16 protein-coding genes are annotated in these 20,579 nt (G+C 53.0%); 4 read left to right on the top strand and 12 right to left on the bottom strand.

The features are described from left to right. Window positions 1–7: 7 nt before the first annotated feature. From AC6I8A_RS13280 to radD, 3 genes are all read right to left on the bottom strand, one after another. Window positions 8–3,874 (bottom strand): S6 family peptidase, encoded by a 3,867-nt coding sequence (locus AC6I8A_RS13280; RefSeq protein WP_497818646.1) that lies wholly within the window; start codon window positions 3,872–3,874, stop codon window positions 8–10. Between the two features lie 163 nt (window positions 3,875–4,037). After that, entirely contained in the window at window positions 4,038–4,322 is a 285-nt protein-coding gene (gene rplY, locus AC6I8A_RS13275; protein ID WP_256696934.1) for a 50S ribosomal protein L25, read from the bottom strand. 131 nt (window positions 4,323–4,453) lie between these two features. After that, window positions 4,454–6,208 carry a DNA repair helicase RadD gene (gene radD, locus AC6I8A_RS13270; protein ID WP_497818645.1) on the bottom strand — a complete coding sequence of 585 codons (1,755 nt, stop codon included), beginning with the start codon at window positions 6,206–6,208 and terminating at the stop codon, window positions 4,454–4,456. Between the two features lie 166 nt (window positions 6,209–6,374). Between radD and rsuA the strand changes: the two genes are divergently transcribed. From rsuA to AC6I8A_RS13255, 3 genes are all read left to right on the top strand, one after another. Beyond that, window positions 6,375–7,097 (top strand): 16S rRNA pseudouridine(516) synthase RsuA, encoded by a 723-nt coding sequence (gene rsuA / locus AC6I8A_RS13265; RefSeq protein WP_061717809.1) that lies wholly within the window; start codon window positions 6,375–6,377, stop codon window positions 7,095–7,097. 12 nt (window positions 7,098–7,109) lie between these two features. After that, the gene (locus tag AC6I8A_RS13260) at window positions 7,110–8,303 is read left to right on the top strand and encodes a Bcr/CflA family multidrug efflux MFS transporter (RefSeq protein ID WP_256696931.1); all 1,194 of its coding nucleotides are present in this window, start codon (window positions 7,110–7,112) and stop codon (window positions 8,301–8,303) included. A 383-nt stretch (window positions 8,304–8,686) separates the two neighbouring features. Further along, window positions 8,687–9,013, top strand: coding sequence for a YejG family protein (locus AC6I8A_RS13255; protein ID WP_008105027.1), 327 nt, complete (start codon window positions 8,687–8,689; stop codon window positions 9,011–9,013). Here the strand turns inward: AC6I8A_RS13255 and yejF are convergent. The 9 genes from yejF to yeiP all read right to left on the bottom strand — a co-directional run bounded on the left by yejF (window position 9,007) and on the right by yeiP (window position 19,941). Next, complete coding sequence (yejF, locus tag AC6I8A_RS13250) at window positions 9,007–10,596, bottom strand: microcin C ABC transporter ATP-binding protein YejF (RefSeq protein WP_479485995.1); 1,590 nt, start codon at window positions 10,594–10,596, stop codon at window positions 9,007–9,009. The genes AC6I8A_RS13255 and yejF overlap by 7 nt on opposite strands. Then, window positions 10,597–11,619, bottom strand: coding sequence for an ABC transporter permease (locus AC6I8A_RS13245; RefSeq protein ID WP_265302230.1), 1,023 nt, complete (start codon window positions 11,617–11,619; stop codon window positions 10,597–10,599). Continuing rightward, window positions 11,619–12,710: a microcin C ABC transporter permease YejB gene (locus AC6I8A_RS13240; RefSeq protein ID WP_256696921.1), complete on the bottom strand. Its 1,092-nt coding sequence runs from the start codon at window positions 12,708–12,710 to the stop codon at window positions 11,619–11,621. Before AC6I8A_RS13240 ends, AC6I8A_RS13245 begins: the two co-directional genes overlap by 1 nt. A 10-nt stretch (window positions 12,711–12,720) precedes the next feature. Continuing rightward, window positions 12,721–14,529 carry an extracellular solute-binding protein gene (locus tag AC6I8A_RS13235; protein ID WP_497818644.1) on the bottom strand — a complete coding sequence of 603 codons (1,809 nt, stop codon included), beginning with the start codon at window positions 14,527–14,529 and terminating at the stop codon, window positions 12,721–12,723. Window positions 14,530–14,594: 65 nt separating this feature from the next. Then, window positions 14,595–16,160 (bottom strand): cyclic di-3',5'-guanosine monophosphate phosphodiesterase PdeN, encoded by a 1,566-nt coding sequence (gene pdeN / locus AC6I8A_RS13230; protein ID WP_265302235.1) that lies wholly within the window; start codon window positions 16,158–16,160, stop codon window positions 14,595–14,597. A gap of 282 nt (window positions 16,161–16,442) precedes the next feature. After that, window positions 16,443–17,018 (bottom strand): bifunctional murein DD-endopeptidase/murein LD-carboxypeptidase, encoded by a 576-nt coding sequence (gene mepS, locus AC6I8A_RS13225; protein ID WP_008105015.1) that lies wholly within the window; start codon window positions 17,016–17,018, stop codon window positions 16,443–16,445. Between the two features lie 513 nt (window positions 17,019–17,531). Next, on the bottom strand, window positions 17,532–18,239 hold the full coding sequence (locus AC6I8A_RS13220) for a phosphatase PAP2 family protein (RefSeq protein ID WP_154181557.1): 708 nt from the start codon (window positions 18,237–18,239) through the stop codon (window positions 17,532–17,534). Between the two features lie 45 nt (window positions 18,240–18,284). Beyond that, the gene (locus AC6I8A_RS13215; RefSeq protein WP_293792918.1) at window positions 18,285–19,259 is read right to left on the bottom strand and encodes a CobW family GTP-binding protein; all 975 of its coding nucleotides are present in this window, start codon (window positions 19,257–19,259) and stop codon (window positions 18,285–18,287) included. 106 nt (window positions 19,260–19,365) lie between these two features. Continuing rightward, the gene (yeiP, locus tag AC6I8A_RS13210) at window positions 19,366–19,941 is read right to left on the bottom strand and encodes an elongation factor P-like protein YeiP (RefSeq protein ID WP_256696917.1); all 576 of its coding nucleotides are present in this window, start codon (window positions 19,939–19,941) and stop codon (window positions 19,366–19,368) included. A 152-nt stretch (window positions 19,942–20,093) separates the two neighbouring features. On the opposite strand from yeiP, the gene AC6I8A_RS13205 reads away from it, so the two are divergent. Next, window positions 20,094–20,348: a YkgJ family cysteine cluster protein gene (locus tag AC6I8A_RS13205; RefSeq protein WP_008105007.1), complete on the top strand. Its 255-nt coding sequence runs from the start codon at window positions 20,094–20,096 to the stop codon at window positions 20,346–20,348. Window positions 20,349–20,579: the final 231 nt, after the last annotated feature.

The following is a 20,579-nucleotide window of genomic DNA, read 5'->3' as shown; positions in this document are numbered from 1 at the left end:
TTTTTTATCAGAACGAATAGTTTATTCCACTGCTGATGAGTGAATCGGTGCGGAACTTGCCACCAAAGCTGTGTTTCGCGCCAATATTCGCTGACCAGTTGTCGCTGATTTTTCCTTCCAGACCCAGATGAACCCGGTAACGATCGTCGTCCAGCGCACCATACACGCGTCGGCTGTGGCGATCCTCAAGGGTCAGTGAAGAGGCAGAACTGCCCGGTGAAAACTGTTTTTCAACGGTTGCGCTGAATCGCACCCTTGGTAGCAGCGCACCCAGCCCCTGCTTGCTGACTTCAATACCCGGCGCGAGTCCCCACGGCATGGCTGAACTCAGGGCAATGCGGGCATCTAGGCTTTGCAGCGTATAACCCGGCATATAACCTGCGCTGGCCTTCACGTAAGGCGACAGCGTGAACGATGTGTCCAGCAGAGGGAAGGATTTACCCAGTTTTGCACTGCCGGCCAGCATATGGCTGGTTTTTGAGGTGCTTTCCACTCCCAATAACGGGTCAAGGTTGATGTCCTGACGCAGGTGCAGGTAGCTGGCAGCAAGATCCATAAACCATCCATTTTCGCTCATGCCGCTTGCATACAGACCCAGAGTACTCAGCTTATGGCTGACGCTGGCTTCATCCCCGGCATTTCCCTGGCTGTAACTGGCGGTGACGCCGTACAGCCAGGCATCCGCTTGCGTATCGGCGCCTATCTGCAGCTTGCTGTCCTTTAACGTTACGCTATCCATACTGCCGCGATTCTGGCTAAGGCTGGCCCATGCACCGCTGTCTTCATGGCTACCGCGCAGCAGCTGAGCGCGATCGGTCAGCATGCTGCTGATTTCACTAAACAGGTAGTGACGCGAAGCGAGCAGGGCGCGAGTACTCTGCACCAGCGGCTGATTATCAATGACGTCAAACCAGTCTTCTGCAGTACCCGGTTTTGGCGTGATCTCTGGCTCAGGTTTTACTTCAGGCTCAGGCTTCACTTCGGGTTCAGGCTTAATTTCGGGTTCTGGCTCGGGGTTAGTTACCGGATCGGGATCGGTTACCGGATCGGGGGGCAGCACCGGATCGGGCGTTTTGGCAATGATCCATTTCACGCGACCATTCTCTTCCACAACCTGATGATCGGCGGTATACAGCGAGAACCCGCGTTTGACCGGAGGTAGCGTGAAGTAGTCATGCGCGGTACCGGCAGGTGCGTTTACCAACACGATCTCTTTTGCGATGCGGTTGGGGAAGGTTTCGCCCAGCATAAAGCCGAGATCGAGCGTGTTGCTGCTGCCCTTCGCGCTGGAACCAATGTATAAGCTGTCGCTGATGGCGGATTGTGGCGCGATACCGAAACCAAGCTGCAGGTTATTTGCCGTCAGATGTTCAACAGAGAGCAGCTTCGGCGTCCAGGCCATTTCATCTGCAGAAAGCAGGGAAATGATACCGCCTTTACCTGCATCCAGGCGATGCACGCGGCTGTTACCGTTCATGTTCCAGAACGTCTCACTGCTCAGGGTCATTCGCGCTGCGTGACTGTCGTTGATGTGGCCGTGATAATTGACCTTGCCAAGGTGGAGCGCAGCGTTATCACCCAGCGTGATATTGCCTTCGACTGTACTGGCGGGAAGAAAGCGCAATTCTTCAGCGTTTCGCTGTGCAACTTTACAGCTGCCTTTGCTGCTCTGAACCGGCGAGGTGCAGCGTAAGATCTGATCCTCATCCTGCGCACCTGGATTGTAGCCAAGAATAAGCTGGCTGTTATCGCCAGCCTGAATATCAGTTTTAACCTGCGTGTATTCACCTACCTGGAAGCGTGCGCCACTGGCGACCACTACGTTATTGGCGGAGAAAGAAGAGGTATACCAGTCATCGTCAATAATCAGGCCACCGGCATGAGGGACGGGCTGGCCGGAAAGTAATAGTGTGCCATTGTTGACGTTAATATTACCATTGAGATTCGCCCCGCCGACTAATGCCAGGTTGGCACTGGCTAGAGTGGGTGAAAAGGTAAAGTCCAGTTTCCCATTAACAGCGGATTTTTCGTCTGCTCCCAGAAACCCCCTATACACCAAGTGGTTCAGTTCTTTAGCGCGATATTCCTGCGCCTCGTGAGAATCAAATCCAATGTACTTCCAATAGTAGTTGTCTTTCTGATCGGTCGGTAACCAGCTATATCTGGGCATCTTTAACTGAAAATATTCCAGGCGCTTTGATTTGTCATTATAACCTTCATAAATGTCGCCTACATTACCTGCAGCTGCAAGTCCCTGCCACTCCTGAAGAGTAATATCTTTAGGATCGAATCCGGTTAGTGTTAATACTGAGTTGTTGTTCAAGTGTGGGTTAATGATTGAAGCGCCGCTGTCTGTATGATTAATCTGCCTCATGGTCAGACTATTACCATTTAAATCTAGCTTACCCCCTCGATATCCAAAGAAGATATTATTCGCATCAACTTGCTCAGCACTATTCATTATTACAGTTGGGCGACCGCTGGTAATATATATACGCGAAAATGCTTGCCGATTTCCCTGCGTATCTTTTTGTTGATCCAAAATGACGGTGCCATCACCGATGTTCAAACCTCCTTCATTGACTCCTTTAGCACTAATATGCAGTATGCCGCCGCCAATTTTATGCAGGTCGTCATCTTTTAGGCCATTAACCTGCCACAGAACGGTTTTATCTTCATCGACTTCAACGCCGCCGCCCACCCAAGTGGCATCAACACCATCGGCAGACTTGAGCGTGTAATTACTTGAGAACTGCAGTTTACCCGCTCCGAGGTTGACAGCATTGGTGAGGATAATGTCGCCACCTGCTCCATTGAAACGTATATCTTTGGTGGCGTCGAGTTCAGTTTCAAGGGCAGAAGCAGGTGCAATGTGACGATATTTTTTATCCAGTCCCTGCCAGCTCCAGTTTTGATTAAGCTGCTCAATATTCGTATCGTTCCAGTAAATTGCTCCTGCATTGGCAACGTCTAATACATCAGGCGATATATTAGCTGTAATAACCGAGTCAAAATAGTTATCGGGTATGAGTGTTCCTATACTCTTTCTACCGTATCCCGTTGTTCCACCATAGTGACCAAAAAGTTCCGCCGCGAGCTTCCATTTTTTATCGATATTATCGTAGACGTAAATGGGGCTTCCACTGTCTCCTTGTACTGAAGCGTTTGCGAGTGGTGAAGAGAGTGGATGGTCGGGTGAATGGTGGACCCAATACATATCGCCTTTTGCAAAAGTAATAATATTGGGATTGATAGGACCGCCAGCCAACCAACTACCAGAGTCAGCAACCCAAGATGTTTTGCTTTGATCATCCGTAACGACAAGCATTTCCCCAGCGCCAACACGAACATAAGCGATGTAACGAGTGCCATGACCACGCAATAATTCACTCATTTCAACACGTTCAGCAGGTGCAGTTTCAGTTACTACCTTATTTAATCGAGGCAGATAAAAATCCGCAATACCATGATCGTTGCGATTAATAAAGAGATAGTGAGTTGAAAACTCTGAAGGACCGCCGAAATGAGAACCAGATTTTCCCTTAACATGTGCCGCACCCATCACATATGACGGAGCAGTTAATGTCGTGTACCCTCGTCGTGAAACACTGCTCAGATCTGGCATAGAGAAATTAAGCAAACCATCCAGTTCACCATTCTTCTTAAAGATGGGAATGTTGCTGACTCCAGGACGAAACTTTCCCATGTTTTCAGCAAAATCACGATAATCCTGAATGTTGGTGTCATGTCGCATTATGCTTGCCGATGAAGAGAGACAAACAAAGAGTGTGCCGCACCATAGCAATTTTCTTTTTTGCATATGAATTCCTTTTGAATTAATTCCTGTGCATGTGGTAATGCCGGAATATTCCATCAGAATTCATCTTTTTCTCGCAAAGAAATGTCTTGAAAACAACTGAAAATAATGTGGATACAATGGTTATGGGTACAGCGAGAGAGGATTTTGGAAGAATGTTAAGACAAAATAAAAGGGCCGGTTTCGCAACCGGCCCTTCTACTTACAACTCATTTCGCGATTAAGCGCGAATGAAGTCGATATGGAACAGTTTTGGCTTGAACGGATGACGCTGTACCGCCTGAGCTTTAACTTTAACTTCTTTACCATCAACCGCGATGGTCAGCACTTCGCTGTAGAACTCAGGTTTAACCTGCACGTTCATTACAGCATCGTGGTCCAGTTCGATAGCAACTGGTGCTTCATTTCCGCCATAGATGATGGCTGGGAATTTGTTTGCTACTCGCAGGCGGCGGCTCGCACCCTTACCCTGGTCTTTACGTACTTCAGCGTTAATAGTGAACATTTGATGTCTCTTCAATAGTTCCTGCTACAGGCGACCCAGCAACAGGACGGTTATTCAAACTGCTTTTACGGATGCAAAAGCGGGCGGCATTATAGCCTCAATGGTGCCGCAGGGGCAAATGATTCCGCCGCTTATCGCAGCTCATTGGCGCGGCGGTAACGGCCCTGATAATCGAACATTTTTTCGCGGATCTGCCAGAAATGGCCTTTGGCGCGCGCCACCACGAAGTCCGGATGGCGTAATAAAGGCTGTAAGGCGATGACATCTGCTGCGGTTTGCCAGCCGAGTTCCACGCCCGGTGCGCGCTGATGCGGACGCATAAACAGCTGCTCAAAGGCTTTACGTTGCGCTGGCGTTTGCAGGCGAAAACGCTCGCTGACGCTGGTGCCATCCTCATCGAAATAGGTGGCTTTCAGCCATTCACCTTTGTCATCGCGTCCTTGCTCCAGCACCATGCCAGCACAGCGCAACACGCGCGCATCTTTCAGTTTCAGCGCGGCTTTCAGCATGTCATCCGGGTCGACCAGAATTTTGTCGCATTGATTGCAGCGCCGCGCGGCGATGTCATTCTCGGCGCCGCAATCCGGGCAGCTTTTAAAGCGGAAGCGGTAATCACACTGCTCGCGCTCGCCTTCATCATCTTCCAGCACGCCCTGACAGCGGCGACCAAAATGCTCAATGATGTGACCATCTTCAGTGGTTTTTCCCCAAAAGGTATTGGCGAAACCGCAGGCGGGACAGAACACCTGCACCGGCTGATTGTCGCTGGCACCTTTCGGCGCGCCGACTTCAGGGGTAAAAAGATCGTGTGGATTTCCGGCGTAATCCAGCACCAGACAATCGGTTTTGCCGGGCGACAGGCGTAAACCGCGACCTACAATCTGCTGATAGAGGCTGACGGATTCGGTGGGACGCAAAATGGCGATCAAATCAACGTGGGGCGCGTCAAAGCCAGTGGTCAGGACGGCGACGTTGACCAGGAACTTCAGCTGCTGCGCTTTAAATTCACCAATCAAGCGGTCGCGATCTTTCACCGCCGTTTCCGCCGAGACCAGCGCGCTGTTTTCGGGCAGCAGCGTGAGAATTTCACGGGCATGTTCCACGGTGGAGGCGAACACCATCACGCCGCGTCGATCTTCAGCAAACTCAACAATCTGCCGGATAATATGCGGCGTGACGCGATGCTGTTGTTTCAGCTCGCGGTTGAGATCGGCTTCGCTAAACAGCCCGTTATTCTGCGGGATCAGCCGGCTGAAATCGTACTGCACCACCGGCATATCTAAGCGCTCCGGTGGCACCAGAAAGCCGTGTTTGATCATATAGCGCAGCGGCAGCTCATAAATGCAGTCGCGGAACAGCGCTTTCTCATCACCGCGCACCATGCCGTGATAGTGGAACTGGTAAATCCAGCCTTTGCCGAGACGGAAGGGCGTGGCGGTCAAACCCAACAGTCGCAACTGCGGATTATGCTGCCGCAGGTGGGCGAACAGCAGCTGATACTGGCTCTCTTCGTTATCGCTGATGCGATGACACTCATCGACGATCACCAGCGAAAAGGCGCTGTCGAAGCGATCGAGATTGCGCGCCACCGACTGCACGCTGCCAAACACCACTTTGCTTTCGCTCTGCTTGCGCTGCAAACCGGCGGCGAAGATGTCGGCTTGCAGGCCATACGCCTGATATTTACTGTGATTCTGCTCCACCAGCTCTTTCACGTGGGCCAGCACCAATACGCGTCCGCGCGCTAACCGCGCCAGTTCAGCAATCACCAGGCTTTTACCCGCACCGGTTGGCAGCACAATCATCGCCGGCGTGGTATGGCGGCGAAAGTGGTTGAGCGTGGCGTCAACCGCCTCTTGTTGGTATGGGCGCAGGGTGAATGACATCGGGGCAAACTTTTTTCTGGAACGGACGCGCATTATGGCATGAAAGCCAGTTAAACGCAGGTTCACTACTGTTAGCAGTCTAAGGATCAAGCTATACTGCCCACACTTTCTTAACGGACAAAAACACCGTTTCAGTTTCCCCCGCAGTAACAGGCAAAGCGAATTCATGCGACTCGAAAAATTCATATCTCAGCAACTGGAAGTTAGCCGTGCTATCGCCGGACGCGAAATCCGCGCCAAAAAAGTCACCATTAACGGCGAAGTCGTGCGCGATGCGGCTTACAAGGTATTGCCAGACGATGAAGTCGAATACGACGGCAATCCACTGGTGGTGCAGCAAGGTCCGCGCTACTTCATGCTGAACAAGCCGCAAGGTTACGTCTGCTCAACCGACGATCCCGATCATCCCACCGTGCTGTTCTTTATCGAAGAACCTGCGGCGTTCAAGTTGCATGCGGCGGGACGTCTCGATATCGACACCACTGGTTTGGTGCTGCTGACCGACGATGGCCAATGGTCACACCGCATTACCTCACCGAAGCATCACCTGGAAAAAACCTATCTGGTGGAAGTGGAAGAGCCGATCGATCCAGAACTGGTTGAGAAGTTCGCTGCCGGTGTACAGCTGCACAATGAAAAAGAGCTCACCAAACCGGCGGTGCTGGAGATTCTTGATGAGAAAGCGGCACGCTTGACCATCAGCGAAGGGCGCTATCATCAGGTCAAACGCATGTTTGCGGCGATGGGTAACCATGTCTCGGCGCTGCATCGCGAACGTATTGGTGACATCGAACTCGATGAAGATCTCGGTGAAGGTGAATATCGTGAATTGACGCAGCAAGAGGTCGACAGCATCGGCCTGCCAGAAGAACTCAAACAACGCAAATAGCGGGAGAACGCGGTGCGCAAGGAAAAGAATTCTCCGGTTGGTTTAGTGGTCATCCTCGGATTGCTGGCGATGTTGATGCCGCTTTCGATTGATATGTATCTGCCGGCCATGCCGCAAATCGCCCATGAGTTTGCGGTTTCGGCGGGCAGCGTGCAGATGACGCTCAACCTCTACATCCTCGGTTTCGCCATTGGCCAGTTAGTGTATGGCCCACTGGCGGACAGCTACGGACGTAAACCGGTGATTGTGCTGGGCACGCTGATCTTTGCCTGCGCCGCTGCGGCTTGTGCGCTGTCACAAACCATCGACCAGCTGATCTTTATGCGCTTCCTGCACGGCTTATCGGCCGCCGCTGCCAGCGTCGTAATTAACGCCTTGATGCGCGATACCTACTCGAAAGAGGACTTCTCGCGCATGATGTCGTTTGTGATGCTGGTGACCACCATCGCACCGCTGCTGGCACCGATTATTGGTGGCTGGTTGCTGTTGCTGTGGAACTGGCACGCCATCTTCTGGACGCTGGCGGGTGCCGCGCTGATCACCACGATGCTGGTGGTGACGCAAATCCGTGAAACGCTCAAGCCCGAACAGCGGCAGCGTTTTCATCTGCGTACCACCCTGGGTAACTTCGTGGCACTGGTGCGCCACAAGCGTGCCTTCAGTTATATGCTGGCAAGCGGTTTCTCCTTTGCCGGATTATTCACCTTCCTCAATGCCGGTCCGTTTGTTTACATCGAAGTGAACCACGTTTCACCGCAGAACTTCGGCTACTACTTTGGTTTGAACGTGGTGTTCCTGTTCGTGATGACGCTGATTAATAGCCGCGCCGTGCGCCGCTTTGGTCCGGTGAAAATGTTCCGCCTGGGATTGGTGATTCAGTTCGCGATGGGCGTTTGGCTGTTGATCTCCAGTGCGCTGGATTTAGGTTTCCTGTCGCTGGTGTTTGGCGTGGCGATGTTTATTGGCTGCGTCTCAACGGTGTCGTCGAATGCGATGGCGGTGATTCTGGATGAGTTCCCGCACATGGCGGGCACGGCTTCTTCGCTGGCGGGCACGCTGCGTTTTGGTGTGGGTGCCTTAGTTGGCGCGCTGCTCTCATTAGTCAGCATTAACAGCGCCTGGCCGATGGTGGCTACGATTGCGCTGTGCGCCACCCTCTCGATTGTGCTGTTCACCTATGCTTCACGGCCTCAACAGCCAGCGTGATATCCCCAAGGTCACCATGAATGGCGGCCCTACATATCCTGAATCTTTCCGTAGGGTCGCCATTCATGGCGACCTGGCCTCTCTTAAATTTCTCCCCCTCACTCGCTAATCCCCATTCATTCGTTATGCTTAATGTTTCCGTTATGTGAAAATTTAGAGATAAAAAAGTAACGAGATTGCGTCTAAAATGATTGTTAACCGCAGCCGAACACGGTAAACATAGGCATAAATGTGAGAAGCCTCGCAAATTATAAATTGGTTACATGCTTTGTGCTGAAAACGAGAAGGCAGACTGAGTGGGTTTTCTGAGCTAACCAGGTTGGGATTCACCACGTTGTGCCGTCGTCGTGAATAAAGTTAACGTCTCTGGGGGCCGTATATCTATGCTGCAACTTTCCGTTGTGCATCGCTTGCCACAACATTATCGCTGGTCGCTTGAACATGCAGGAGAAATTGAGCGTCAGGAAGCGGCGAATGGCGTGCATGCCGAAGATTTAGTGGTCCTGCGCCTGCTGAGCCACGATGGCCATCCGGCGCTGGAAATTCTGCACCAGCTGAAAGAAACGTTGGCGCAGATTCAGGTCGAGTGCAAAATCGCCCAGTGTGAAGGGCAACCTTGTCTGCTGATTCAACGCGATGACGAAAGCGCCACCAACTGCTGCCTGAAAAATCAGGGTGTCGCTATCGCCGAAACCTTCGATGGTCACTGACTCAGATCTTTTCCCTGCGCTGACGCCAGTAGCTGCCGCGTGTAATCGGCTGCTGGTGCGTTAAACAACGCTTCGCAATCACCTTGTTCCACCACTTCGCCCTGACGCAGCACAACCAGCTGATGGCAGAGCGCGCGTACCACCTGCAAATCATGACTGATAAACAGATAGGCGAGCTGATGCTGCTGCTGCAAACGACGCAGTAAGGTCAGAATTTGCTTCTGCACCGAGCGGTCCAGTGACGAGGTGGGTTCATCCAGTACAATCAGCTGCGGCTCCAGGATCAACGCACGGGCGATGGCGATACGCTGACGCTGACCGCCGGAAAACTCCGCCGGATAGCGTAAACGGCTGTCGGCATCGAGCCCCACTTCCTGCATCACCGCAATCACCCGGGCTTCCTGCTCGGCAGCACTGAGTTGCGGACGATGCACTGCTAAGCCTTCTGCAATCACCTGTTGCACCGTCATGCGCGGATTGAGCGAGGAATTGGGATCCTGAAACACCACCTGAATGCGCTGGCGCAGCGGCAATAACTGCTTTGGCGACAGCTGATGCAGCGGCTGATCGTCAAACCAGATCTCACCGCGCGCGGTGATTAAGCGCAGCAGCGCCAGGCCCGTAGTACTTTTACCCGAACCCGATTCGCCGACCAATCCCAGGCTTTCGCCACGCCGTAGCGTAAAGCTAAGATCCTTGAGCGCCAGCGTCTCTGCCACGGTGCGACGCAGCAATCCACGCCGGATCGGGAAACCAACTTGCAGATTCTTCACCTGCAACAGCGGTTTAGCATCCTGCAGCGGCACCGGTTGACCATCCGGCTCGGCGGCGATCAGCTCGCGCGTATAAGGCTGCTGCGGCTGGCTAAACAGCATATCGCAGCGATTGTGTTCCACACCGCGGCCATTACGCATCACCGTGACGCTGTGCGCCAGCTGACGCACAATATTCAGGTTATGGGTGATGAACAGCATGCCCATGTTAAGTTCTCGCTGCAGTTCGCGCAGCAATTGCAGAATCTGTGCCTGCACCGTGACATCCAGCGCGGTGGTCGGTTCATCGGCGATCAGCAGCTTCGGCTGCGTCAGCAGCGCCATGGCGATCATCACGCGCTGTCGCTCACCGCCGGAAAGCTGGTGTGGAAAATCCTGCAAACGCGATGCCGCGTTACGAATGCCGACGCGATCCAGGCAGCTGAGCATTTCGCCCCGCGCGGCTTCGCGCCGCATCCCGCGATGCACCGACAGCACCTCATACAGCTGCTTTTCCACGTTATGCAGCGGATTGAGCGACACCATCGGCTCCTGAAAAATCATCGCCATTTGGTTGCCACGCAGCCCGCGCATGGCGCGTTCGCTGGCCTGCAAAATATCCTGGCCGTTAAACAGGATTTCGCCTTGCGGATAGTTGACCGGCGGCTGCGGCAATAAGCGCATGATCGACAGCGCGGTAACGCTTTTACCGGAACCGGATTCGCCTACCAGCGCCAGCGTTTCGCCGGCATCTATTTGCAGCGAAATGTCTTCCACCACGCGGCGATCCTGAAAGGCCACCGCCAGATGATTCACCGTTAACAGGCCCATTTAGCGTCCTCGGCTCGGGTCAAAGGCATCGCGTACCGCTTCGCCGATAAAGATCAGTAACGACAGCAGCAGGGCGAGGGCAAAGAAGCCCGCCAGCCCCAGCCACGGTGCCTGTAAATTGTTTTTGCCCTGCAGCAGCAGCTCGCCAAGCGATGGCGATCCGACCGGCAAACCAAAACCCAGGAAATCCAGCGAGGTTAACGTGGTGATTGAGCCGCACAGGATAAACGGCAGAAACGTCAATGTGGCGACCATGGCGTTTGGCAGCATGTGGCGCAGCATAATACGGCTGTCGCTGACGCCAAGCGCGCGTGCCGCACGAATGTAATCATAGTTACGGGCACGCAGGAATTCGGCGCGCACCACGCTCACCAGACTCATCCAGCCAAACACCACGGTAACCAGCAGCAGCCACCAGAAGCCGGGCTGAATCACGCTGGAGAGCAGAATCAGCAGGAACAGCGATGGCATGCCGGACCACACTTCAATCAGCCGCTGGCCGACCAAATCAATTCGGCCACCAAAGTAGCCTTGAACCGCGCCGACCACGATGCCAATCACGCTGGAGAACAGCGTCAGCATGATGCCGAACAGTAATGAGATGCGCGTGCCATACAGCAAGCGTGCCAGCACATCGCCGCCGTTGGCGTCGGTGCCGAGCCAGTTTTGCGCCGAAGGTGCAGAAGGGAAGGGCACATCGGTGGCAAAGTTAATGGTGCTGTCGCTAAAGCGAATCGGTGCCCAAATCGCCCAACCTTGCTGATCGATGCGCTGCTTCAACCACGGATCCTGATAATCAGCGGGCGTAGAGAAATCACCGCCGTAATCACTTTCGCTGTAGTTGAACAGCAGCGGCATGTACCAGCGCTGCTGATAATGCACCAGCAGCGGTTTGTCGTTGGCCAGCAACTCAGCGCCCAACGACAGGACAAAAATGATCAGGAAAATCCACAGCGACCAATAACCGCGACGATTATGGCGAAAACGCTGCCAGCGCTGTTGGTTAACAGGAGATAAGCGCATCAGCGTCCCTCAAAATCAATGCGCGGATCGACCAGCGTGTAGGTCAGATCGCTGAGAATGTTCATCAGCAGGCCAATCAGGGTGAAGATGTAAAGCGTGCCAAACATTACCGGATAATCGCGCTGGATGGTGGCGTCGTAGCCGAGCAGGCCCAAACCATTGAGCGAGAACATCACCTCAATTAACACCGAGCTGGTGAAAAACATGCTGATAAAAGTGGCAGGAAAACCGGCGATCACCAGCAGCATGGCATTGCGGAACACGTGGCCGTACAGCACGCGCTTCTCATTCAGCCCTTTGGCGCGCGCGGTGACCACGTATTGTTTGCGGATCTCATCGAGGAAGGCGTTTTTGGTCAGCATGGTCAGCGTGGCGAAACCGCCAATCACCGTCGCCAGCACTGGCAGCGTGATGTGCCACAGGTAATCGGTGATTTTGCTGTACCACGGCAGCGCATCAAACTGTGGTGACGTCAGGCCGCGCAGCGGGAACCAGTCGAAGTAGCTGCCGCCGGCGAACAGCACAATCAGCATGATGCCGAACAGAAATGCCGGAATCGAATAGCCAATGATGATAAAGGTGCTGCTCCAGATATCGAAGGCGCTGCCGTTGCGCACCGCTTTTTTGATGCCTAACGGAATCGACACCAGATAAATGATCAAGGTGCTCCACAATCCCAAACTGATGGAGACCGGCAAACTCTCTTTGATCAGCTGCAGCACCGATGCGCTGCGGAACAGGCTGTCGCCAAAGTCAAAACGGATGTAGTTCCACAGCATTTCGCCATAACGCTGCAGCAGCGGTTTATCGAAGCCGTAACGATGCTTAATTTCCGCGATCACTTCCGGATCAAGGCCGCGTGCGCCGCGATACTGGCTGTCGCCGGGATTGTCGCGCACCAGCGATCCGCGCGCGCCGCTGTCGCCACTGCCTGAACCGGGAATGCCAGTGCTGTGACCAAACTGCACGTTGGCTAACGCCTGATCCACCGGGCCGCCGGGCGCGATCTGCACAATAAAGAAGTTCAGGGTGATGATCGCCCACAGCGTGGGGATGATCAGCAGTAACCTGCGTAGAAAATAGGCTGCCAAACCGTGCTCCTCAGCGTCGATCGGCCGGCAATCGCCCGGCTTTGTTCACATCGTACCACCAGTTTTCCAGACCGGTAGCAAACGCGGGTTTAATCTCGGGATGGGAAAACTTGTCCCAATACGCCATGCGATCTTCCGCGCTGTACCACATCGGAATCATGTAGGCATTCCACAGCAGGATGCGATCCAGCGCCTGACCAAGCGGCAACAGCGCCTTCTCATCGCCCTGATGCACCACGATCTGCTGGACAAAATGGTCGACGATGGGATCTTTCACGCGTGGCGTGTTCCATGAAGAGTTAATGAACTCAGACTGCCAGATAGTGCGCAAGCTGGTGGAGGGCCATGGCATCGCGTAATAGAGTGACGGAATCATGTCGTAGTCACCTTCGCGTAAACGCCGTAAATATTGCGAACTGTCAATCTGGCGCAATGTGACCTGGATGCCAAGCCGTTGCAGGCTGTGCTGGAACGGCAGCGCCCAGTCGTTTTGCGTGCCGCTGCGCATCAGTAATTCGAAACGGAACGGCTGGCCGGTTTTCACGTTCACCAGCTGCTGGTTTTTAATCTCCCAGCCCGCTTCTTTCAGCAGCTTCATGGCTTGCAACAGGTTGCCGCGATCGAAACCGCTGCCGTCGGAACGGGGCGGGGCATACTCATTGTTGAACACTTCCGCTGGCAGCTGCGCCTTGTACGGCGCCAGCAGAATCAACTGCTCGGCTTTGGGATAGCCAAGCGCTGCATATTCGGTGTTCTGGAAATAGCTGCGCGTGCGTTTATAAGCGCCGTAGAACAACGCTTTATTCATCCACTCAAAATCGAACGCCAGCGTAATGGCTTCGCGTACGCGACGATCGGCGAACAGCGGCTTTTCGTTGTTAAAGGCCAGCCAACGCGTGTCGGTGGAAACCGTGTTGGGAATGGTTGATTTGACGATGGCGTGACTATCAAAGTTGCGCCCGCGATATTGCGTGGCCCATTTTTTGGCTGAACTCTCTTCACGTAAATCGTAAGCACCGGCTTTAAAGGCCTCGAACGCCACGTTGTCATCGAGATAATAGTCATAACGCAGGGTGTCGAAGTTAAAGCGTCCGCGATTGACCGGCAGATTGGCCGCCCAGTAATCTTTCACCCGGCTGTACTGGATAAACTGACCCGATTTATACGAGGTGACGCGATAAGGCCCGCTGGCCAGCGGCGGATAACCAATCGGCTCATTAAACTTTTTGTTTTGCCAGAACTTTTCCGGAATAACCGGCAGCGTCAACCAGCTGAGAACCCGATCCTTGTCCGGCTTCGGCATGTCGATGCGCACGGTGAGGCGGTTAAGCGCTTTGACTTGCACGTCACGAAACGCCACGCGGAACTGCGGCACACCTTCCGTCATGAATTTCTGAAAAGTAAAAGCCACATCCTGCGCGGTAATCGGTGTTCCGTCCTGAAACTGTGCATGCGGATTGATCGACACTTCCATCCAGCGATAGTCGTCGGGATAGCGCGCCGATTCAGCGATCAGCGGATAGTAGCTGCCAGGTTCATCATCGGAGGTAGTAAACAGGCCGTCATACAGCGTATCAGTGCCAATGCCGGGATTGCCGCGCGAGGCGAAGCGATTGAAGTTGTCGTAGGTGCCGACCACCGCCAGTGTGATTTTGCCGCCTTTGGGTGCGGCGGGATTGGCGTAATCGTAGTGCGTGAAATTGACCGCATATTTCGGCTCGCCCAGTTTAGCAAAGGCATAGCTTTCGTTAATGGTTGCGGCATGCAGCGGCGCAATGGCGCTACAAAACAATAACGCTGTGACAAGACGCAGCAGCATAAGTGAGGCGATCTCCTGTGGTGTTCCGCACTTTATGGTAGCAGTTTCATGGGGTTCGCGTGATGCTAACTCAGTATGCGCTGGCGTTGGAAGTAACTGGCGAGTTTTTCAGGTCGTAGCGGCCGGCTAAACAGATAGCCCTGTAAATGTGTCACGCCGCGATTCACCAGCCATGCCGCCTGGTCGCCGGTTTCTACGCCTTCTGCCACGGTTTTCAGGTTGAGTTTTTTCGCCAACAGCAGCACCGCATCAAGAACCGGCGAGGTGACGGTTTCCGTACCAATGCTTTGCACAAATCCACGATCGATTTTCAGGTAATCGAAGGGATATTTTTCCAGATAGATCAGCGCACTGTGTCCGGTACCAAAATCATCAATCGCAATTTTAAAATGGTTTTCGTGCAGCCAGGCGAAGATCTCACCGGCGTTTTTCTCTCCCACCATGGTGCGTTCGGTAATCTCAAACACATAGTTGAAATGGTCCGCCGGCATGGCGTTAATCCATACCTGCACATCATGACGGAAACTCTCAGAGGCGAGATGCAGCGGCGAGAGATTGAGGCTCAGACGTGTGCCGCGCGGCAGTTGTTTACAGAGAAACTGTGCATCGCGAGCCACCAAGGTAAACAGATGCTGGGTGAGCGGAATAATCAGGTTTTGCGCTTCGGCGTAGCTAATAAAGGCATCCGGCGGAATCATGCCTTCAGTGGGATGCGTCCAGCGCAGCAGCGCTTCCACGCCATAAGGTTGTCCATCATGCGCGGTGACCAGCGGTTGGTATTCAACGTGAAACTGGCCACGTTTGATTCCCTGCATGATCTCTTTGCCCGGACGCTGATGTCGCGTCAGCAATAGCCAGCTCAAAGCAGATACCAGCAGAGAGAACAGGATGCCGGTCAGCAGCGTCAGTGAGTAATCGCGTGGTGCTAAGGTGCTGCCAAACAGCACAAAGTGCAGGTCGCTATTGTTAAAAGCTATTTCATGCAGCGATGCAGGCAAATCACTGGCGTGCACCACTTTGTTGCTGCCGCTGAGTAGCGCTTTATTGCCGATCACCAACGCCATGCCGGTGATTTCGGGATGATAGGAAGCCAGCAACTGATAAGGCGTCAGGCTGATGTTCATGGTGGCCAGAATGCCGGTCTCTGCCGAACCTGGATTTTTCAGCCAAAGCGCCAGCGCCGGTTTAGTTGGCAGCAATGGCGTGCCTTCCAGTAAGCGCATATCGCGATCGCGTTCCAGTTCAGATTCAGGCGATATCGCGTTGGCAGCTAACAAAAAACTGCCTGTTGCAGAAGAGCAGTAAGCATTACTGTCGCGGACCAGCAGGATGGCGCGGATATTTCCCGCAAACGCAGCGCGAGAAGTCAGCTCACGGCCGACGCTGCTGCAGGTTAATTGTGTGTATTGCTGCAGTGGATAAAGCGTATCCACTAGGGTTGTAATGACTTGTTGTAAATCGTCACGGCTGTGCGCCAGTAGTTGTTGGTGTTGTTGTACGCGTTTTTGCCAGGTCAGCGTTAACAGGACGGTGACAAACAGCAGAAAAAACAATGTGCCGATGATTACGCTACTCCAGGCGATGCGTCTTGAGTAGCTGGCGTGGTGTTTTAATGTCCCCGAAAGTGGCATGGAGTGTATTCCCCTTGTCTTGCCATTTTTTATTATGTTTATCACTTTGGTCATTACCCAGAGTCCTGCCGACATCGCTGTAATCACGGCGTCTGAAGGGCGATATTTGGGTATCAGGAAGTCAACGAGAATATAACGAGAGCGCGAAGAATGTCTCGTTATATTTTTGATTCTCAATTACTTTTATCGATTAGATTTGAGTTAAAAACCGTGGGCGAAAAAAAACGCTGCCGGGGCAGCGTTTTCTGATTCTCTGGCTGAGAGGATCTTCAAAAGAATACGTTAGCTCGGGTTTTTAGCGAGAACCCGACGCGCTTCACGATAACGGTTTTTCCAATAACTGTCGTTCAGATTGGAAATCATCACGCCACTGCTGGTGGATGCGTGAACAAAGTTATCGTTGCCGAGATAGATGCCGACGTGGCGCCCGGTAGAACCGGCGCGGAACAGCACTAAGTCACCTGCGCGCAATTTATTGCGTGAAATCTCTTTGCCGGTGTCTTGCTGTTCTGACGTTGAGCGTGGCAAATCTAAACCAAACTGCTCGCGAAAGGTGCGCTGAACAAAAGCAGAACAATCAATGCCGCGTTTAGTGTCGCCGCCTAAGCGATAACGGACACCTTTCCAGTCACTGTACTGTTCCATGATGCGGGACTTAACGTCCACGTTCTGCACCATCTGTTCAAATTCGTCCTGAGACGCTTGAAGTAAAAAACCATTCTGGTTGTTAACTTCATGATTCTCGTTATTCGCGTTCTGACCGTTATGGGTGCTGCTACATGCTGATAAAAGTGTTGCCAGAGCAACTGCGGGAATGATCCGCCTGAGGTATCTCAGTATTGGTTGAGACTTGACCATTGTACGTGAATTCCTTCGGTTTCCTTACGACAGAATGTCGTCAGCCAGATGACAAAACGGGTTGAGATTAATAAGGACGGCCGTCTAAGACAAATCCTTAATTACTAAAATGTGTTAATGCACACATTTTTGTAGCTTTAAGCACCGCATTTTATGCTGTTGCTTACTAATCGGATTTGAGGTTAACCGATTACAGACCGCGTGGCGAGTGCTTTTATATAAATATTCAAAGGTTTTTTCGATGTGAAATCAATCTGTAACACAATGGCTAGTTTATCAACAATTGGCAGCGATTTAATAACCAAACAGCGGTGGAATAAGGGGGTAATTCTGGCGCTAAGGCCGATTTTAAGAGGGTTCGGGATGGACAGACTCAGATAAAGCTATTGTTCCGCGTTTTTCATCATAATCTTTTCTTTTACCTGAATAATGTTAGTTTGCTAATAGTTTATTCAGGTTTTAAATAAGCGCGAGCGATCGACTTTTTCTTCTATGATCACTCGCGCTTAACAATTACCGGCGCGGCTTATATTTGCCCGGCAACGAACGGTCCAGCCAATTGACGAGCTTGTCGCTGAATGGCGTTAACAGGCACCAGCTCATACCAACCAGCACCACCGACAACGAACCAACAGCGATATCAGTAAACCAGTGCGCACCCGCCATCACGCGTGGCAGCGCAAACACCACGCTAATCGCCAGGCCCACCAGAAACGCGCGGAAGCCGAAATAGCGCCACATAAAGCAGGTGAAGATCATCAGCATCATGCCGTGGTCGCCTGGGAAGCTATCTTTCGAGGCATCTTTGGCTGGGATGCCGGTCAGTTCGCTGACGCGATGTACATTGTCAAAGAACAGCGTTGGGCTGGAGTGTTGCACCGGCAACAGATGGCCGAGCTGGTTCAGGATCACGGCGCTTAGCAACATGGTGATGCCAATCGCGAGCATGCGGCGGCGGCCTTGCGGTGTTTCGCGACGCCAGAAGCACAGATACAGCGCACCCATCGCCAGCAGTGAAACCAGATCGAAGCCGCGAAAGTTAGTGATGGCCACTAACAGCGCGAAGCCGTGATGGTCAACCATCTGGTCATTGAAGCCATAAAAGATGGCTTTATCGATACCAAACCAGAATCCGTGATCGGGCGGCAGGTACCATGAAATAAACAGCATTATCCCTAGCGCATTCAGCAGCAGGATGGTGATTAATCGTGACGCGCGCATAAAAAAATAAATCCAAAGTGAAAATAACGGGGCAAGCTAACGCACCTAATTTAAACGAATCTTCAACAAGGCGCTCTGCAAAAGGTTCCAGTCTACGGGCTGATGATGGATTAATTCGATGCGGCTATCCGGCGGCGTAGTAGGGCGCGTTTCGATAAACAGGTCTTCGCCCTGGCGATTGATGTTGACTAAACCGTCCGCCGTGCGCAGTACGCCTTTTACGCGATCCACCGGCGCAAGCCGCGCCCACTCTAGTGCGGCAATAGTATCAAACACGGTTTCCTCATCAAAAATCCAGCCGCAGGAAGCATAACCCTGGCCTTCATTGAGCGCCCGACGCCAGCGCGCCTGACCATCCAGTTTCAGTGCGGCTAAGCCCTGAGGACGTGAAGCATGGTAGTGATGAGCTGCATCGGGAACCGCACGATCCGTCAAGGCGGGTTGGGTCAGCAGCGCGGGATCGATCGCCCCCCAGGCCGCTTCCACCAGCTGGCGTTCACCTAAAAATTGCTGCTGCCAATCCTGTAAACGCAGACGATCCTCGTCGCTCCAGCGATCGCTTTTGTTCGCCACAATAATATCGGCCGCCACCAGCTGATCGCGGAAGTTCTCATTCTCCACCACGCGCGCGTCGGCGAGTTGGCGTGGATCGAGCAGCGTTAAGGTGGCATCCACCTGAATCCAGGGTTGATAGACCGCAGCACGCAGCATGTTCAGCAACTGTTTGGGATGGCCAAGGCCGGTAGGTTCGATAATCAGACGATCGGGTTTCGCCTGCTTCAGCAGCATGTTCAGCCCAACCTGCAGTGGCAAGCCGTTAACGCAGCACATACAGCCGCCGGGAATCTCTTTCAGCGTGGCACCACGATCGGCGAGCAGTGCGCCATCGATGCCAATTTCGCCAAATTCGTTGACCAGAATCGCCCAGTTTTCGTCGGCGGGTTTGTTGGCTAATAGATGCAGCAGCGTGGTGGTTTTTCCGCTACCGAGAAATCCGGTGATGAGGTTTACGCGCGTCACAAAAGGGCTCCCAAAAAAAGAGAATAAATCGCGCGCGGATGAGGGGCATCCGGCGCGCACGGCCTTGTTATACTATAACAATCACCGGCGGCCGGACGGAAGCACGTTATGCGTCAGCGCGTCCCATGTAACGACGTTCTGCAATATGAATACGGATGCGTTCGCCATTGCTCAGATATTCTGGCACCTGAATGGATAAACCGGTGCTCATGACAGCGGGTTTGGATCGCGCGCTGGCGGAGGCACCTTTGATGCCCGGTGAGGTATCAACAATTTCCATATCGACGGTTTGAGGCAGTTCAAGTGCCAATACCTGGCCGTCCATCGTCAGCACCTGAATGCCGGGAATGCCGCCTTCAGGAATAAACAGCAGCTCTTCTTCGATTTGATCTTTCTTGAAGTTGTACGGCGTGTAGTCTTCATCATCCATAAACACATACTCATCACCATCTATATAAGAGAAGGTGACGGCGCGGCGGCTAAGTGAAATGGCGTCAATAATATCGTCGCCTTTAAAGCGCTCTTCCACTTTCAGGCCAGTGCGAACATCGGTAAAACGCATTTTGTAGAGCGTCGCGGCACCGCGAGCACTTGGGCTCTGTACATCAATGTCTTTCACCAGCAACAGTTTGCCGTTCCAGGTGACAGCCATCCCTTTTTTGATCTCATTTGCCTTTGGCATGGTGGTTTTCTCGCTGACAGGAGGTTAATGCGCGTCACGTTACTCGTGCGGCGAAAAACTGGCAAGCGAGGCAATGTAAAATTGTTTCCGGTGCATGGCATTCGCGGCCTCAGACTGTTATTGTCGCGGCGAATTGTTTACAGGAGCGCATGATGTTTTGTCGTGACCAGTGCGGTGCCTGTTGCACAGCCCCCTCAATTTCATCCCCGATTCCTGGCATGCCGCACGGCAAGCCGGCCAACACGCGTTGCGTGCAGCTCGATGAGCAGCAGCGCTGCAAAATCTTTGGTTCACCGCTGCGTCCTGCGGTCTGCGCCGGCTTACAACCAAGCGCGGAAATGTGCGGCAGCAGCCGTGATAGCGCGATGACGTTTTTGTTAAAACTGGAAGCCGATACTGCACCTTGAACCGGTTGCTGACGCAGAGCTGAAGAATTTGGCTTAATGCCGCTGGTCTGTACAGCAAAAGCATCAGCCTGACTGTCCGTAAAAATCTTAAATCCAACATGAAGTGTGCGGAACGTCAAAAATCTGCTACTCAGATCGCGCATTTTCTTGCCTGCTGTACGTGGCTGTACCATATTCCCTGAAACGTTTCAGCGTTGTCATTCCGGCTAAGTCCGCGATGCAGAGCATTTT

It is taken from the genome of Pantoea sp. X-Soil-ISGK-275 (genome assembly GCF_059730795.1).
Note: the sequence above shows the minus strand (reverse complement) of the source record. Positions and strands in the feature narration are given on the sequence as shown.